15 protein-coding genes, 23 tRNA genes and 1 other RNA gene are annotated in these 14,944 nt (G+C 66.4%); 2 read left to right on the forward strand and 37 right to left on the reverse strand.

Features of this window, described 5'->3' with window-relative positions:
* Window positions 1-49 precede the first annotated feature (49 nt).
* Complete coding sequence (locus DEI94_RS18685; RefSeq protein ID WP_146249344.1) at window positions 50-1,066, forward strand: DUF8359 domain-containing protein; 1,017 nt, start codon at window positions 50-52, stop codon at window positions 1,064-1,066.
* Window positions 1,067-1,125: 59 nt separating this feature from the next.
* Here DEI94_RS18685 and DEI94_RS18690 read toward each other — a convergent pair whose 3' ends face one another.
* Together DEI94_RS18690 and DEI94_RS18695 are read right to left on the reverse strand one after the other, a co-directional pair.
* On the reverse strand, window positions 1,126-1,749 hold the full coding sequence (locus tag DEI94_RS18690; protein ID WP_146249345.1) for a hypothetical protein: 624 nt from the start codon (window positions 1,747-1,749) through the stop codon (window positions 1,126-1,128).
* A 43-nt stretch (window positions 1,750-1,792) separates the two neighbouring features.
* Window positions 1,793-1,866 (reverse strand) — tRNA-Arg (locus DEI94_RS18695).
* A gap of 330 nt (window positions 1,867-2,196) precedes the next feature.
* On the opposite strand from DEI94_RS18695, the gene DEI94_RS18700 reads away from it, so the two are divergent.
* Window positions 2,197-2,517, forward strand: coding sequence for a hypothetical protein (locus tag DEI94_RS18700; protein ID WP_146249346.1), 321 nt, complete (start codon window positions 2,197-2,199; stop codon window positions 2,515-2,517).
* A 7-nt stretch (window positions 2,518-2,524) separates the two neighbouring features.
* On the opposite strand, the gene DEI94_RS18705 is transcribed toward DEI94_RS18700, so the two are convergent.
* From DEI94_RS18705 to ssrA, 35 genes are all read right to left on the reverse strand, one after another.
* Window positions 2,525-2,599: transfer RNA gene (locus tag DEI94_RS18705), tRNA-Gly, on the reverse strand.
* Window positions 2,600-3,211: 612 nt separating this feature from the next.
* A tRNA-Lys gene (locus DEI94_RS18710) sits at window positions 3,212-3,284 on the reverse strand.
* Between the two features lies 1 nt (window position 3,285).
* A tRNA-Thr gene (locus DEI94_RS18715) sits at window positions 3,286-3,360 on the reverse strand.
* 81 nt (window positions 3,361-3,441) lie between these two features.
* Window positions 3,442-4,155: a hypothetical protein gene (locus tag DEI94_RS18720; RefSeq protein ID WP_111025092.1), complete on the reverse strand. Its 714-nt coding sequence runs from the start codon at window positions 4,153-4,155 to the stop codon at window positions 3,442-3,444.
* Between the two features lie 76 nt (window positions 4,156-4,231).
* Window positions 4,232-4,305: transfer RNA gene (locus DEI94_RS18725), tRNA-Cys, on the reverse strand.
* Between the two features lie 301 nt (window positions 4,306-4,606).
* On the reverse strand, window positions 4,607-5,053 hold the full coding sequence (locus DEI94_RS18730; protein WP_146249347.1) for a hypothetical protein: 447 nt from the start codon (window positions 5,051-5,053) through the stop codon (window positions 4,607-4,609).
* A 357-nt stretch (window positions 5,054-5,410) separates the two neighbouring features.
* Window positions 5,411-5,483: transfer RNA gene (locus DEI94_RS18735), tRNA-Ala, on the reverse strand.
* A gap of 107 nt (window positions 5,484-5,590) precedes the next feature.
* Complete coding sequence (locus tag DEI94_RS18740; RefSeq protein ID WP_111025094.1) at window positions 5,591-6,652, reverse strand: RNA ligase (ATP); 1,062 nt, start codon at window positions 6,650-6,652, stop codon at window positions 5,591-5,593.
* Window positions 6,653-6,704: 52 nt separating this feature from the next.
* Complete coding sequence (locus DEI94_RS18745) at window positions 6,705-7,055, reverse strand: hypothetical protein (protein ID WP_146249348.1); 351 nt, start codon at window positions 7,053-7,055, stop codon at window positions 6,705-6,707.
* Between the two features lie 43 nt (window positions 7,056-7,098).
* Entirely contained in the window at window positions 7,099-7,878 is a 780-nt protein-coding gene (locus tag DEI94_RS18750) for a hypothetical protein (protein ID WP_111025096.1), read from the reverse strand.
* Between the two features lie 20 nt (window positions 7,879-7,898).
* A tRNA-Arg gene (locus DEI94_RS18755) sits at window positions 7,899-7,971 on the reverse strand.
* A gap of 13 nt (window positions 7,972-7,984) precedes the next feature.
* Complete coding sequence (locus DEI94_RS18760; RefSeq protein ID WP_111025097.1) at window positions 7,985-8,518, reverse strand: HAD domain-containing protein; 534 nt, start codon at window positions 8,516-8,518, stop codon at window positions 7,985-7,987.
* A gap of 40 nt (window positions 8,519-8,558) precedes the next feature.
* A tRNA-Pro gene (locus DEI94_RS18765) sits at window positions 8,559-8,632 on the reverse strand.
* A gap of 23 nt (window positions 8,633-8,655) precedes the next feature.
* Window positions 8,656-8,728, reverse strand: a tRNA-Ala gene (locus tag DEI94_RS18770).
* Between the two features lie 382 nt (window positions 8,729-9,110).
* The gene (locus DEI94_RS18775; RefSeq protein ID WP_181441666.1) at window positions 9,111-9,818 is read right to left on the reverse strand and encodes a restriction endonuclease; all 708 of its coding nucleotides are present in this window, start codon (window positions 9,816-9,818) and stop codon (window positions 9,111-9,113) included.
* 142 nt (window positions 9,819-9,960) lie between these two features.
* On the reverse strand, window positions 9,961-10,185 hold the full coding sequence (locus DEI94_RS18780) for a hypothetical protein (protein ID WP_111025099.1): 225 nt from the start codon (window positions 10,183-10,185) through the stop codon (window positions 9,961-9,963).
* A gap of 318 nt (window positions 10,186-10,503) precedes the next feature.
* A tRNA-Met gene (locus DEI94_RS18785) sits at window positions 10,504-10,580 on the reverse strand.
* The gene (locus tag DEI94_RS18790; RefSeq protein WP_111025100.1) at window positions 10,571-10,771 is read right to left on the reverse strand and encodes a hypothetical protein; all 201 of its coding nucleotides are present in this window, start codon (window positions 10,769-10,771) and stop codon (window positions 10,571-10,573) included. The genes DEI94_RS18785 and DEI94_RS18790 overlap by 10 nt, the downstream gene beginning before the upstream one ends.
* Window positions 10,772-10,793: 22 nt before the next feature.
* Window positions 10,794-10,866 (reverse strand) — tRNA-Glu (locus DEI94_RS18795).
* 69 nt (window positions 10,867-10,935) lie between these two features.
* Window positions 10,936-11,008: transfer RNA gene (locus DEI94_RS18800), tRNA-Glu, on the reverse strand.
* Between the two features lie 10 nt (window positions 11,009-11,018).
* Window positions 11,019-11,378 (reverse strand): hypothetical protein, encoded by a 360-nt coding sequence (locus DEI94_RS18805; protein ID WP_111025101.1) that lies wholly within the window; start codon window positions 11,376-11,378, stop codon window positions 11,019-11,021.
* Between the two features lie 36 nt (window positions 11,379-11,414).
* Window positions 11,415-11,487, reverse strand: a tRNA-Gln gene (locus tag DEI94_RS18810).
* A 36-nt stretch (window positions 11,488-11,523) separates the two neighbouring features.
* Window positions 11,524-11,596, reverse strand: a tRNA-Gln gene (locus DEI94_RS18815).
* Window positions 11,597-11,858: 262 nt separating this feature from the next.
* A tRNA-Arg gene (locus DEI94_RS18820) sits at window positions 11,859-11,931 on the reverse strand.
* A 200-nt stretch (window positions 11,932-12,131) separates the two neighbouring features.
* Window positions 12,132-12,215: transfer RNA gene (locus tag DEI94_RS18825), tRNA-His, on the reverse strand.
* A gap of 24 nt (window positions 12,216-12,239) precedes the next feature.
* Window positions 12,240-12,311: transfer RNA gene (locus DEI94_RS18830), tRNA-Gln, on the reverse strand.
* A gap of 261 nt (window positions 12,312-12,572) precedes the next feature.
* Window positions 12,573-12,645, reverse strand: a tRNA-Met gene (locus tag DEI94_RS18835).
* A 12-nt stretch (window positions 12,646-12,657) separates the two neighbouring features.
* Window positions 12,658-12,743, reverse strand: a tRNA-Leu gene (locus DEI94_RS18840).
* 6 nt (window positions 12,744-12,749) lie between these two features.
* Window positions 12,750-12,832 (reverse strand) — tRNA-Leu (locus DEI94_RS18845).
* 116 nt (window positions 12,833-12,948) lie between these two features.
* Window positions 12,949-13,176 (reverse strand): DUF3039 domain-containing protein, encoded by a 228-nt coding sequence (locus tag DEI94_RS18850; protein ID WP_111025102.1) that lies wholly within the window; start codon window positions 13,174-13,176, stop codon window positions 12,949-12,951.
* 57 nt (window positions 13,177-13,233) lie between these two features.
* Window positions 13,234-13,320, reverse strand: a tRNA-Leu gene (locus DEI94_RS18855).
* A 7-nt stretch (window positions 13,321-13,327) separates the two neighbouring features.
* Window positions 13,328-13,416: transfer RNA gene (locus DEI94_RS18860), tRNA-Ser, on the reverse strand.
* 133 nt (window positions 13,417-13,549) lie between these two features.
* Window positions 13,550-13,638, reverse strand: a tRNA-Ser gene (locus tag DEI94_RS18865).
* Window positions 13,639-13,666: 28 nt separating this feature from the next.
* Window positions 13,667-14,194: a hypothetical protein gene (locus tag DEI94_RS18870; protein ID WP_111025103.1), complete on the reverse strand. Its 528-nt coding sequence runs from the start codon at window positions 14,192-14,194 to the stop codon at window positions 13,667-13,669.
* A gap of 39 nt (window positions 14,195-14,233) precedes the next feature.
* Window positions 14,234-14,624, reverse strand: a transfer-messenger RNA (tmRNA) gene (gene ssrA, locus DEI94_RS18875).
* Between the last annotated feature and the right edge of the window lie 320 nt (window positions 14,625-14,944).

The raw sequence follows: 14,944 nt of genomic DNA on the forward strand, positions 1-14,944 counted from the left end.
GGTGTTGCGGCGCTTCGTTGGTTCAGCAGTCCCCGCGCACATGCTGGTCATGAACATGTCCACACCAGCGCACAAGGGGCAGGTCGGCGAACCCGGCCACGCCGGGCACTTCGCTCACACCCGTCACGACCACGACGAATCGGTCACCCTCAGCCTCGGCGCCCAGCCCGGCCGCGTTGACCTCGCACCGCTCACCCGCGAGGTCGACGTCGCCTGGTACGACCAGGAGCTCCCCTCGAAGCGGCACCGGAAGACAGTTGCCGTGGAGAAGCGCGGTACGGTCACGGTGAGCATCCGCCGGATCGCCGTCGAGGACGCTCCCGCAGCGTTCTCGCGCCCCCTCGGACCGGAGAGCGACGCCGCCGTCATCAACTACCGGGTCGTCGACGGCCAGCTGTACTCCGACGCGGACGACCGCCGCGGTGAGCCATGGTCTGCAGTCAATGACCTCATCGACGACTGGGCTAACCAGTCACAGGCCGACCAGTGGCACCACAAGACGGAGTCGGAGGTGAAAGCAAGCATCGAAGAGCGCGCCGAACGCGTCGTCGTCATCGACGACAAGACATGGGGGAAGGCGAAGGAGCCCGTGTACGGGATCACCACCTTCGGTCCCGGCGGAGGCGGCACCAGCATCTTCATCGAGACGGCGCCAACCACACAGCACGAAGCCGCAGACCCCTCCTACTTCCCAGCAGACCAGTACGACGAGGCGGTCGCATACGCGGTCGAAACGGCGACCCGCCGGGGCGACACCCAGTCGCTGGGTCGTCTGCAAGCCGCACCACGCATCGAAGTGACCGGGGCGTTCCAGCCGGGAACGACCTGGAACCCGGCACCACGGTTCGAGTTCCAGTACGCATGGGAGAACCACGCCCGCGGGTTCGCCGCGTCATTCGCACAGCTCCGAAACGGCATCGCCTCAGTTCCCGGGGCCGTCGTCGTCGAACCGGACGGGAACGGCGGAACCCAACGACGGGTGGACTGGACGACGGTCACCGCCGAACACAAGTCGGCGTACAAGAGCTACCTCGACCGCGCCGCGGAAGAAGGCATCCTCCTCTAGCCGGGAACGACGGAGCGCCGCGGTCCGCTGGGCGGGCCGTGGCGCTTCGATGTTCGGGGTCAGACGGCAGTAGCGGGAGAGGTGGGTGTGCCGCGCAGGGCCGTCAGGAGCTCCCGTCGCATCCGCAGGAGCCGGTCGTCCTGCTCGGTCAGCTCCTGCTGCAACGTGTCCGGGTGATCCAGTTCCAGCTGCTCCCAGAACGACATCTCGCCTGGCGCTTCCGCGCGAGCGGCGAGGAGCAGCAGCGTCGCAACGTACTGCGTCTGCGCGATGAGACGACGGACCGCGTTCCGCGTTCGACGCGGCTGCGGGCCGGCTTCCTGATACGCCTCGAGCACCCGCTGCAATTCAACGACATGGCCAGTCACCGCAGCCCGGTAGCCGGGCATCGTGGCGAACTCCGGCGACGACGGAGCGATTCGAGGCTTCGGAAACAGCAGCAGCCGCACGATGACGTACACGCTGCAGGCAATGAGGACACAGAACCAGCCGGATCCGATGACATCCGATCCCGAAGCGTCCAGGCCGCGCAGGAACGCCACACCGAGCAGCGCCACCGGTGCGGCCATGACCATGCGGATGAGGACCGGTCGGATGGTGTGCACACCGACGACGACGTAGTCGTCGATGGCGGAGTACACGATGCGGGTGCGGGAGCCGAGCATGCTGCGTCCGTTCGTCACGTGAGGTGCGGTCGAACGGTCTATGCGCAGCCACTCAAGGCAGTGCCCCCGCCGGGACTCGAACCCGGAGTCTGCCGGGTAGAAGCCGGCTGCCGTGTCCAGTTGGGCCACGGAGGCAGAGGAGCCCACAGCGCAAGACAGGGCCGCGGCTACGCGGCGCGAGCGACAATGTCGTCGAACTCGTCGTCGGTGACGTCGTTCAGCGTCTGGTAGCCAGACGTCTGAAGTCGGTCGGCGACCTGAGCGAGCCAGGACAGGTCGTCCGGGTCAGCGTCGTGACGCTCGAGCAGGTACGCGCGGATGTCCGCCGGGCTCTTCCGGCCATGGCATCACGGATGCGCGTTGAGGTGGTGAAAACAGCCATGGGAGATGCTCCTTCCAGAAGCGAATGTTCGAAGTTGTTCATGTGCTGCCGACAAGGGGGCGAGTGCCGCTACCGTTCCGGCTGTGGCGTTGCGATGGAGTATGGGATTACCCGGGCCGTTCTACCTTTCCGGGCGAGTGTTCCCGCGAATGCCGCACGGGCGGCGAACCAGTCTCCGCGCCCTCAGCCGCGACCCCGCTGTTCGCGCCGGCGGTCGCTTCATGCGGCTGCTGCTGGTCGGCACCTGGTGGCTCGGTGTTGGGATGCTGATTGTCGGCTACTGGATGTACCTCGGGTTCATAGCCGGCGTCTGGTGGGTGATTGCGTCGATCGTCGAGCGGAGACTGCTGCCGTGGCCTGTTCCCGCTCATGCATGGCGGTTCTGGCGTCACACGGGCGTTTGAACCGGGATGGAGCGGCAGGCGGGACTCGAACCCGCTCCTCCTCGTCGGCAACGAGGTGCTCTACCAGTTGAGCTACTGCCGCACGGTCGACGGCGAGCGCAGGCATCAGATACTGCGTTCACCGACGTGGTGCTGCCGGTGACCGCGGAGCGGCCTACTTCCGCACCGACGGTGTGGGCGATGGTGCCTCGTCGGGCGCCGGCAGTGGTGCCGTCCCGCGCAGGGGCGAAGGAACCGGCTTCGGAGCGACGGCACCAGCAGGACTGGTCGCCGCGATCCCCGGAGCGATAGCCCCCACCGCAGGAGCAGCGGCACGCGGCGGCGTCCTGCCGCCAGCGCTAGCCCCAGCGGTCGTCGAGGAGCCCGACACTGTCCCCGCAGTGGTGCTGCCCGTGCCTGAGGTGCTTCCGGCGCTCGAGGTGGCGCCGGGCGGCGCGGGCGGCGCCGTGGCGCCGCCCAGCTGTGTCGTCGTGGTGGTGACGTCAGGGATGACGTGCTGCACGCTGCCGCCTCCGGAGACGAACAGGGCAGTGAGGACGGCGGCCGCTACCGCGACAACTACGAGAGCGGTAACGAGGATGACCCGCGAACGCTTGGCGCGCACGACGAACTCGTTAGTCCGCATAACTCTCCTTCCCCTTCTGGTATTGTTGTTGTGAACGACAGGAATGGTTCAGTTCCTGTTTCCGATGGGTGCCCCCGGCAGGTATCGAGCCCGCGTCCCCCGATTAAAAGTCGGGTGCTATTTCCGTCTCAGCTACGGAGGCATGGAGCCTGAACCGGGATTCGAACCCGGGACATTCCGCTTACGATGCGGTTGCTCTACCACTGAGCTATTCAGGCTTGGATTGTTCCCGCCGGGAGGGTGTACATCCCGGCGGGAACAACGCTTCTATGCGCGGGCAGTTCCGGCTGCTGCGGCGATTAGTTGCGGCAGCCGTTCCGGTACCAGTCCAGCGACTCCTGCAGCTGCTCCGGCGTGCCGTACTCGAGGCGGATTTGCGCCGGTCCGGTGAGCTCCCGCATGAGCACCCGAGGGGGCTGGAACGGGAAGCCGGCGTTCTCCAACCGGTCGTCCGCCTGCACAGCGTTCTTCCACGGGGTGTCGCCGGCCGGGTCGTAGAACCGGACCTCGTTGAGGAGCGCGGACCTCGTAACCCCGCTCTCGTCGGCGGAATCGAACCGAAGCAGGCCAAGTTCCGCTCGGAACCGGTACGCCAGCTTCCCGTCCTCGTCTCGCGCCCACGGATGCACGCCCTTCAGCGCGGTGTAGCCCGCACGCTCCCGGAAGTCCGGGACGGCGTTCGCCACCACAAGAAGCGGCAGCGTGTACATCCAGCTCTGCCGGTCTGTCGGGGTGATGATGAGCAGCGACGTCAGCTGCACAGTGGCGTCACCGAGCACCATCGGCGTGTACGGGACCGGGTTCCGTGTGATCGTCACCGTGTCCGGCACCTTGCCCTCGAGACGGGACAGCGGAAACACCGCCGACTCCGGCTGCGCGTCGCGGTCCCCGGTCCCGAGGAGCTCCAGCGTCACGTCCTCACCATCGATGGCGGCCACCCGGCCGTACCGCGGGAGACCCCGCTCCTGAGCGGAGATGTACGCGTTGCCGCCGACGTAAAGGTTCCTGGTCACGAGCGCTGCTCCGTTCCGCGGCGCCGTCGCGGCGCCGTCACGACCTCTATGCGCGGAACGGTGACACTCCTGTGCGAGGCGACGACAGGAATCGAACCTGCGTGACCCGGGTTGCAGCCGGGCGCCTACGTGCCACTCAGCCACGCCGCCATGATGTGCCCGCCGCGGGAGCGTGACTCCCCGCGGGCGACTCCCAGATGTTGCACCGGGAGGTGGTTCGCGGGCGGGAGAGGCCCGACCCAGAGTCGCCCCTGGCCGGCTTGCACCGCTCGATTCCCCGGACCTTGCCGGGCCTGCGCACCCCGACGCAGCCTGCTGCTTCGGAGACGGCTTCGGACTCCGCCCCTGAAGGCGTCACCGCGTCGCGTGAAAGGCGCGCGCCCACCTGTGAAGGTGAGCACGATGAGTGTGCGACTGCTCCACCGCGTCGTACGCGGTGTGCGTGGACCTGCTACCCGTTGGACGGGCCAGCGGGCACGGTGGTGGCGGTCGGCATGGGTGTTCCGTGCGGGACCGGGGTGATGGAGCCGTTGTCGCCGACGACTGCGCCGGCGTCGGGGACGGCCGGTGTGAAGTCGCGGACGAACGGTGTCTCCGTGACCGCACCCCGAACGGACTCGCCGAGCGCGGGAACCGTCTGGCCGGCCCGGTAGTACACCCACGTGGTGGCGACCTCGTGTTCCGCGCAGTTTTCGTCCGGAAGCCGCTCCAACGTCTTCGTGTCGGAGCAGACCTTCGCGTACCAGTACGTCGTGTGTTGGGCGGACGAGCCATCGTCCGTCATCAGGCCCAAGGACCAGAAGATGCCGATCAGGAAGACGAACAGGGAGATGACCAAGCAGATGGGAAGGACTGCGTCCTCGATGTCACCGCGATCAGAGCGGAGGAAGTTCTTCACGCCGTCCCCTATGCCTGCGACATCGGATGAGAAGGGCGGGCCGCCGCGCCCAACAACTGAGCGGCTTGGACCTGGTCAGACTCGAACCCGCGGTGCCCGGCATGCCCTGCAGGTGCGCCACCGGCTGCGCGACAGGCGTGCCCGGCCGTCGCGCGTGAGTGCGCGACGGCCGGATTGTCGCTTCCCCGCAACAGTGGCCGACGGTATTGCCGCAACTTGATACGGGTACTACTTCGGGTTGCCCAGATGGATGGTCCGGAGTTACCGCTGCCGCCTCTACCGTCGCGGGGCGCCCGCCGGCGGGTGCTGGTGCGACGGCCTGTACGGCAATGTCCGTGCGTCTCCCAACGCACGACGTGGACCTGGCCGGGCTCGAACCGGCGACCCCCTGCATGCCATGCAGGTGCGCTACCAACTGCGCCACAGGCCCATGCTTCCGGCCGTCGGACAGGTTCTGCTGCCGACAGCCGGACCGTTCCACTGATCGGCTCAGTGGGAAGCCTCCCCACTCCTATGCAGGGTGGGGACGTTCAGCCGCTACGCGTCATTCTTCATCGCGTACTTGTTGCTGATGGCCTTCCAGGACGCGCGGATGACCTTCCCGTCCACGACGATCTTCGACGTTGTCTTCGCCCGCCAGACGACACCCTCGGCGTTGCGCTGCGGATTCACCAGCGACTTCAGACCGTCGACCTGCGCGAGCGCCTCGTCCGAGGTGTGCGGGTACGGCAGGTCGTAGACGGGAACGGCGATGTCGAGGACGAACTGCGGCCAGGAGTCGCGGGGGAGCTCCTGCCCGTCGACGATGAGGGTGAACGCGGCGAAGGTGACGTCGCGGAGCTGCAGCGGGTTCTTCTGGATGCCGGGCCCGAACAGCTCACCCTGCAGGGCGATGGTGTTCGCGTCCGGGAACGCGCTGCGGAGCCGGTTGTGCAGGTCGAGTTCGAGGGCCTTCTTCCACATGGAGTGGTCCTCGTTCCGCTTGAACTCGTAGTTGCGGCCAGCGACACCGTCCTGGTCGCCGAGGATGAACACCGTCATCGACGTGCCGTCGACCTTCTCGGTGGCGACCCACTCGACGTCGCGGGCGCGCAGCGGCTCCGACACGTTCTGGATGCGCTCCTCGTCCGTCTTTGGGAACTGCGCGGGGAAGTTCCCAGCGACGTCACCGGCGATACCAGCAGGCAGCGGCGGGTCCCACTTGCGGACCCGGAGGACGTCGGTGACGTCGGTGCCGAAGTCGAGGCCGGCGACCTCGGGGAACTCGGACAGCGGGAACACGATGCCCTGCGAGTACTGGCCGCGGAGCTTCGCGGTCTTGAGGACATGGCCGGTGAACCCGGTCAGCGCGTCGGTGCGTACGCCACGCGGGGCGAGGAACGCGAACCGCGGGTCGGTGGTGTCCAGGTGGGAGTCCACCTCGATGTACACGCACGGGTCGCCGATGGAGAACTCGCCCTTCTTCACCACGACGTCCCAGCCGCGGACGCGAACACGCTCGATGGCGTCGGCGTCAGGGATGGGCTGCACGTCGAGGATGGTTTCAACGGTTGCGAGTGCACGTTCCGTCGTGGGCGGCTGAATGAGGATGTCGGTCATGGCTCTTCTATGCGCGGAGTTCGGCGCTGCAATGCAACAGCAGCTGGCGGGATCACGCTATGGCGAATGCAGTGATCCGATGTCCGTTCTCGGTGAACCAGGTGCCGTGCTGACCTCCGATGAGGACGAGCTCATCGTCTTTCCCGTCGAGGCGGGCGATGGCGCACACCCCGTCGGTGTCGGCGATGAAGGTGCCGGTGTAGGCGAAGTGGTCGTCACCTCCGGCGCTGATGCTGAACACTGCCCGGTCACCGTCCTGTGCGGCCGCGACGTTCACCGGGGTGAGCCCGTCGGTGCTGACCCCGTGCGCGGAGAGGTTGACGGCAGACGGGGTGAACGTCTTCTCGCTGAAGCGGCCGTCGGTGCTGCGGGGATGGTCGGAGGTCACAAACGTGGCGGTCATAACCGATCTGTGTGCGGCAGCCAGCCGGCGGTGCCGATGGGGCCTACTTCTCCGGCCGGGTGAGGCGGTACAGGGTGCAGTCGCCGCGTCGGACGGTGACGGAGTCGCCGTCGAGGTCCTCCTCGAGAAGGCCGCGGCGGACCAGGGAGTCCACGGTCTCCTGGTTGTAGCAGTACGCGTCGTCGCCGATCATGGCGTGCCCGGACCGGTGCCCGTCGACGACGTATACGCGGCCGCGGCCGTACTTGTCGGCGAACTCGAGTGCGTCCTTCGCGACGGCGGAGACGCCTGAGTCGCGCGGCTTCCACTTCGGCGGTGTGTAGAACTGCACGGCGGGGAAGGACGTGGCGAACCGCTGCCCGGCGAGCGGCCCGTCCTGGAACTCCCATGGCGTTGGGTCGTACGTCTCGCCCTTCCGGAGGTTGCGGGATGGAGCGTCGGCGGCTGGGTCGTTCCAGTCGGCCAGCGGCAGCTCGCGCTCAGTGAAGGCGCGGAGACGGTCGCCGTCCTCAGTGAACCACGTTCCGCTGGCGGTACGGGACGCGGTGATGCGGGCGCCGGTGCCGTCCGCGTCGATGGTGACGAACTCTCCGTCAGCGGCGTCAACAGTGCCGCGGAAGGTGCGCGTGTCATCGTAGGTGTGAACGCGGACGGTGACCCGCTGGCCCTCGTGCACTCGTTCCAGGGCGACGATCCCGTGCTTGTCCGTGTTCACCATGGTGGTGCCGGCGCGCTCGAGGGTGACGGCGTCACCCGTGAACGTCTTCTCGGCGAACTTCCCGGAACGGGCGCGGGGGTGGTCGGACTCAATGAAGGCGGTCATGCTCGGGATGTGCGCGGCGGTGCCGTTGGCGGGACTCGAACCCGCGACCTTCCGCTCCGGAGGCGGACGCTCTATCCACTGAGCTACAACGGCGGGTCCTCGCAGATCATGCGAGGGAGGCGTAGAACTCCCTCATCAGTTCCACGTGGGCGGGGGTAAGCCCGAGACCCGGTACGGGGGCGATGAGCAGGCTTGGCGTCGGCGTGGTGAGCGTGCGAACCTCATCGCCGTACTCGGGCACCTCAGTGTCATCCACCCACACGAACGGCCGTTCGTCGCTGGCCTGGTCGCGGAGCAGTGCGTCACGCTTCCACAAGCCGAGTTCCCCGTCCTCCCCGCACGGGTACGGGGTGACGCGGCCGCCGGTGAGAACGCCGCGGAACTTCGGAACCAGTTTCCGCGCGACGAGGAGGTCCTCGCACCACGACGAATGCCATACCAGCTCAACGCCGAAATCCTGAACAACCTGGTTGAGGGCGTCCAGCAGCGCGTAGGAGAAAGTGGTGTGCCGCACCATGCCGAAACCTCCGCCGAGTTTCTGCGTGACGGTGAGCTTCACCGTTTCACCAGACCAAACCCGGCCGGCGTAGTCAGCGGCGAGGCAGTCATCGACATCAAGGTACAGAACCGGTTGCGGCATTCGACACGCATCCTTCCCGTGATGAGGCTGACTTTCGTTGTCCGGATGACAGGATTTGAACCTGCGACCTCCCGCTCCCAAAGCGGGCGCTCTACCAAACTGAGCTACATCCGGATAGTCCCGCCACAGCGGAACCGTGGACCTGATCGGATTCGAACCGACGACATCTGCCTTGCAAAAGCAGCGCTCTACCAACTGAGCTACAGGCCCGTAACCTACCGAGGCAGGCTGATGGTCAGAAGTACACGGCGAACCGGTGGTGAACACGATGTCTCCTCGGTTGGCGTGCACCACCTCTATGCGCGGAAGAACCAGTCGGCGGGGCTCAGTCGCCGACGAGCGCTTGGAGCGCTGCGCCGCGCTCAGCGGCACGAGCCAACGCGTCCGCGCGGATCGCCGCCCACCGCCGCTTCCACACCATCCGATGAACTCCGTCCGCTCGCCGGTGCGGCTGCTTCGGCCAGAAGGCGATGGCCTCCGGGGAGCGCCGTGAGGCAAGGAGACGACGAGCAGACCGACGCATGCTCAGGAGGATGCGGCGACGTCGGCAGGGTCGGCGGTAAGTTCACAGGCTTCGCGCGTCGCGTTGGGATTAGTGGCCGACCGTTTCAATCGCTTGGAGTTCCTTCTCGCAAAGCTCTAGGCTTCGCTGCGCAGCGGCGCAGATGCCTTCAAATAGCACGGCGAACGCGACCGCGCCAGCGGTACTTAGTGGGTGGGATGCCTTGGCTTCTCGCATGGCAGATCCCCACTCGTCGTCGATACGCAGGTTGCGATTGACGAAGCGATTCCCCACCGCTGCCAGAGTACCGTCCTCTGTCGCTAGTCCACGATCCGATATCGCCATCCCGAGATCTATGCCGGTGTCCAACATCGTGCGTGCTCTCTCGAACGCGTTTTGGAACCGAGTTAAAGCGTCCGATCTTCGGATGCTTTCGTCGTACTCGTCCCGGCGATCTAGGCGTTGAGCAGGCAGGTTGACTGGGGTTACGTCGCCCGCACTCGTGAATAGAAACAGCGCGACATCAGCATCAGCGGCGACTTTGAGAGCAGCCGAGGAGTAGCCGGAGCTGGAGTAGAAGATGGCATTCGCAACAGAGTGAGCGGCACCGCGTAGGCGCTGAATGTCAGGGGACCCGACGGGCTGCACCAAGTGCTTGACCTGAGCCACGGCGAGCTCCGCCCTGACGTCAATCCCACCATCCGCGCCTGACCCTGTCCGTCGAGCGTCAGTGAAGCCCAGAGCCCGCATGTGCGCCTCAGCAAGCTCCTCCGCCATCTGCCAGGTGAATATCCGCACGAGGTCAACGTATCGAGTACCTCCGACCTTGTGGCCACGACAGGACTTGCGCCTGTTCCTCCGCATTTTCTGGGCGGCGCTCTACTGCATGCGCTACGCGGCCTCAGCCGCAGATGACCGCCTGCGTGGCACGGAGGGGGTGTCAGTCCCAGTAGCCGCCGCCCCAGGGGCTGCGGCGGTGCCGACGGACGGGGACGGTGTCCTCGTCGATAGTGCCGGTGGCGCTCCAGCCGCCGCGCGCCCGGGCGAGGGTGACGCGGGTGTTGTGCCGGTCCGGCTTCCACCAACGCAGGTGGACGTCGTCCACGGTGCGGTGGCAGCGGTGGTGCTCCCACGCCTGGGCGACGGATCCGGCGGACCATGCCATGGTGTGTCGGCAGTGGGGGAGGCCGCGGGATCCGGCGCGTGCGGGCCGGTCGATGTCGCACTCGGCGCGGTGGTGCTGCCACCGGGAGTGGTCCTCACCACGCCAGTTGCGAGAATCGTTGAGAACGACCCACGTAGGGGTGTCCTTGCGTGTTCGAGACATGAGGCGCCTGCTCTCGAACGTCACCTTCGGGTTGGGTCCCTCTGCGGGGTGACGTTCACTACAGGTCGGGGGTGCTCATAGTGTTGTCCTTTCCTTGATGAAGTAGCGGCGAGGGCGCCGCCATGGGTGGGCTGCTGGCCGGTGGGCCGGTGCATGTGGTTGCGGAGGCAGGATTCGAACCTGCGACCTCTGGGTTATGGGCCCAGCGAGCTACCGAACTGCTCTACTCCGCGGTCTGTGGTGCCACTCGACGGTGAGTGGCGGGCCGCCGGCGCTTGGGGCGCGTGTAGGCGGCGAATGTCTTCTCGCAGACGGAGTCGGCCATTGCCTGCTCGTCTGGGATGTCGGATACGTTGCGGAGGTCATCAAGCAGATGCATGAGTTCCTCCGCCTCTTTCTCAGTGAGGCTGATGCTGACGCTCACATCGCTCCTGACTCCGTGCCGGTACCCCCAACGGGATTCGAACCCGTGCGACCGCCTTGAAAGGGCGGCATCCTTGGCCGCTAAATGATGGGGGCGTAGGGGCCGGCGTTGCCGCCGGCCGTTGTCACCTCTATGCGCGGAGGTGGACGCGTGGTGTGCGAAAGCAGCCCGTACCGGATTCGAACCGGTGTTACCTGGCTGAGAACCAGGCGTGCTTGGCCACTGCACTAACGGGCCAGGGCGCCGTTCAGTAGGGCGCGTTCTCGGAGGACTTCACGATGCTGTGCACCGAGCTCGGGTCGGTGTGGAACGTCGGGCACTCCGACTTGGGGAGTGACAGGCGGAGCACCTTTCCGCACCTGCTGCACGCTTCCTCGTGGTAGCAGGTCCAGTCGCGGTCACGTCCGAACAGGTAGTCGAACGTTCCTGGACGGGGGAGCCCGCACGTGTAGACGCGGGTCCACCGGGTGTTGATGCGGATGATGGGGGTGTGCTCCCGGCCGACGTGGCCCTTGCACCACCGCTTCGTGTTCTTCCGCCGGTGCGGGGTGTGCTTCCACGCGTCGTCAGCGGGACGCTCCGTGGCGGTGGACTGCAGTGTCGTCATGACGGGCCTCCTCGGCGATGTTCGGATGAGTGGGGGCTCCCCGTCGAGGATTCGAACCTCGACCTACCGGCTCCAAAGGCCGACGTGCTGCCAGTTACACCAACGGGGAATAGGCGCCACGGACGGCGCCAAGGTGATGTTGCGGCTCCCCGCCAAGGATTCGAACCTCGACTTACCTCGACCAGAACGAGGCGTGCTGCCAGTTACACCAACGGGGATCAGACAGATGCTTTACGTCGGCCGTCATTCCGACGTGGTACCGACGCTTCCGGCCGAGGATCCATGGCGTCGGCGTTGTGCCTCTCGGGGGACTCGAACCACCCGTGACCCTCCACGCCAACTAGCGAGGCGTGCTTCCACACCACCGAAGCTCCTCGACGCCGTTCGCGGCCGACGCCGTCCGAGATACCGGAGATCAGCCCGGCATCCGGTTGTGTCGCGCCGGGGCGCTGCATTGCGCTGCACGCCGGCATGACAGCGTGCCCCTCGAGGGATTCGAACCCCCGACTCCCGCATCCGTAGTGCGGTGCTCTATCCACTGAGCTAGAGAGGCATACGAGACGAACACCATGCGTCGGTCATCGCGGTGGTTGGACGACGGCAGCTGTTCCGTCCCAACCCGTGCAGATTCTGCTTCCACGCCGAATAGATACTGCCTAGATGACTCGTCGTGGCCGGTCCGGAATCGACCCGGAACCATCACGGTCAGCGTTGAACGCCATCCGGCCTGCCCACCGACTGGTGGGCGTTGCGGGTGAATGAGGGGAATCGAACCCCCACGCCCTTCCGGGCACCGGACTCACATTCCGGCGCGGCTACCAATTACGCCACATCCACCATGGAGACGCTGCGCGTCTCTCGCTCCCCGACAAGGATTCGAACCTCGACTAACTGGACCAGAACCAGTCGTGCTGCCATTTACACCATCGGGGAATGTCTCCTCCGTCCGGGCACGGGCGGGGGAGAGGTGCCGTCTCAGCGTGTCGAGACGGCGGGTGTCTGGCATGTCGGAACGCCCATGATGAGGGGCTTCCCGGCGTGGTCCGGACGTTCATGTTCAGCGGCCGGTGGCAACCGACCATCACGCTGCTGTGACCGGGTTGTACGGGCTGTACCGGTCGGCAAACGCCCTTGCCAGGACGTCCCGTGTCCCGCCGACTGGCCGAGGTTCGGGCCTCGCGTCGTGCGGTGTTGTCGCGCCGGGAGGTATCGATCCTCCGACCTACGGGTTATGAGTCCGCCGCTCTACCATCTGAGCTACAGCGCGTCGTGTGTTGCGTGCCCGATGCCGGGGTCGAACCGGCACGCCCGTTTCCGGGCACAGACCCCTCAAGCCTGCGTGTCTACCGGTTCCACCAACCGGGCATCGTGTACCCGCCGCGGGACTTGAACCCGCACGCCCTTTTGGGCACCGGCACCTAAGGCCGGCGCGTCTGTCATTTCGCCAGGCGGGCAAGAACACCGGCCCGGGTCGGGTCCGTGTTCGGTTAGACCGTGACGCCGAGGTTCTCGAGGAACTCCGCAACGTCGTTGGTCAGGATGTAGTCGTCCTGCGTGTCGTCGTCCACGGTCACTCCGGCTTCATCAGCTGGTAGATCTCCGCGCACTCCGGGCAGACGGGGAAGTTCTTCGGGTCCTTCGTTGGCAGCCACACCTTCCCGCAGAGGGCGGTGGCGGGCTTGCCTTCCAACCAGATGAGGTCGAAGTCGGTCTTCTTCACGTAGTGGGAGAACAGGTCGTGGTCACCGGTGTCGGTGGTCTGCTCGAGCTGCTGACGCTCGAGGAGGTCGCTGGCCATTCGGGGTCCTTTCGTTGACGTGACTCCTATGCGCGGAACCGGTGATTCGGTGGTGTGTGCCCGCCGCGGGAGTCGAACCCGCACGCCCCTCCCGGGGGCGGCGCATTTTGAGTGCGCTGCGTCTACCTGTTCCGCCAGGCGGGCGAAGATGCGGGCACGGCAGGATTCGAACCTGCGGGACGTGTTGCCACGTCCGCCGGCTTAGCAAGCCGGAGCGATCAGCCTCTCCGCCACGTGCCCGAGGTGCCCTGGCAGTTAGCGAGGTGCCGCTCGCCCTGACAGCATCCGGGTCCAGATGTCCGAGGCGGGTCGACCGTCGCTACTCGGCAGGGAGCCGACCGGAACACGTTCCGGTCTCACCCTGGTCTCACTGCGGGAAGGGAGGGATTCGAACCCTCGAGACGGCTTGCACCGTCTACCGCCTTTCCAAGGCGGCGCAATCGACCGCTATGCGACCTCCCCAAGGTGGCGAGCTGAAGCCCGCCACGACCTACTCGTCGTCGTCGGAGACGGACGAGAAGGAGTTCTCCTCCTCATCCTCGTCGACGCTGCTGCCGCCGCCGGAGTTCTCGTCCTCATCGACGCTGCTGCCACCGCCGGAGTTCTCGTCCTCATCCGGGTCCGAGTACGTCGATGACTGCTCGTCGTCCTCCTCGTCCGCGGAGCCGACAGCACCGGACTTCGACACGGCGCCACCGGTGGACGGGATGCCCGTCGTGACCGAGGAACCGGACGGGATGCTCTTCGTTCCCGACCCGTACGACGACCCGACAGCGGGAACGGTCGCACCGTACGGGTAGAAGTACCACAGGAACGCGGCGTCGCCGCTTGTCGAGGGTGTCGCCGAGCAGTTCGAGTCAGCGACACGCTTGTGCGTCGTCTTCGCTACGCACGCTTCCGCGTACGAGTGAGGAGTGGTGGTGCTGCAGGCGGTGGTGCCGAGGAGGAGCAGCGCCGTGCCGGCGACGACGGTGAAGATGGTGCCGCCGCGGGTGGAGCGGAGCCGATGTGTGTTCATGCTGCCTCTATGCGCGGCAGGGGACCGCGGGTGAGCGGTTGGTGGACCCGGGGGGAGTTGAACCCCCGTCTTCCGTGACTGAACGAAGCCTTCTACGTGCGTAGTTCACCGTGGGCTGCTTTTCGACCTCGGCGTCTGCGGTGAACAGCGCGGCCGGCAGGTCTAGACACAATGGTGATGACGGTCCGGGGTGTGCCCAACCGGGTCGTCATGGTCGTCTGCTGCTGACCCCGACACCGCGGGCGAAACCGTTCCCGTTGCGGTGTGCGAGGGACTCGCCATGAGTCTCGCGCGCATCAAGCGGCGAGGGCGTAGTCGGTGCGAGAAGCGTTGGCATCTCTTGGTGGACGGTCTGATTGGCGAGGTGGCCGTCCAACCCTCGGCACGCTTCTCATCGAAGCAACCCACGGAATCGAAACCCGTCGAGCCCGGAGCTGGGCGACCGTAACGGCGTCGCCCGTGAACCCGCACTGCTGCGGGTACCGCAACCCACCCTTGGCAAGCCCGGGTGGGGAAGAATTGTGGTGGCAGCCGATTCCCGTACGGCCGCTCGGCCGAGCGTCGATAGGCAGCAACGGTCATGCGGAGGCCACTCTCCGTCGCGCAGCTGCTCGGTGGGAAGCGTCGGTGCGCAGGTCGTCCGCTGCAGGGGTCGAGAGGGCCGGAAAGCAAGCGCTAGATTCCCCCAGTCCGCCTTCGCGAGCCGTTGCATTTGCTTCCCTTGCCCGCGTTGACGCACCGACACATTCC

The sequence above is a fragment of the Curtobacterium sp. MCBD17_040 genome (genome assembly GCF_003234805.2).
In the GTDB taxonomy this organism is placed as follows: Bacteria; Actinomycetota; Actinomycetes; order Actinomycetales; family Microbacteriaceae; genus Curtobacterium.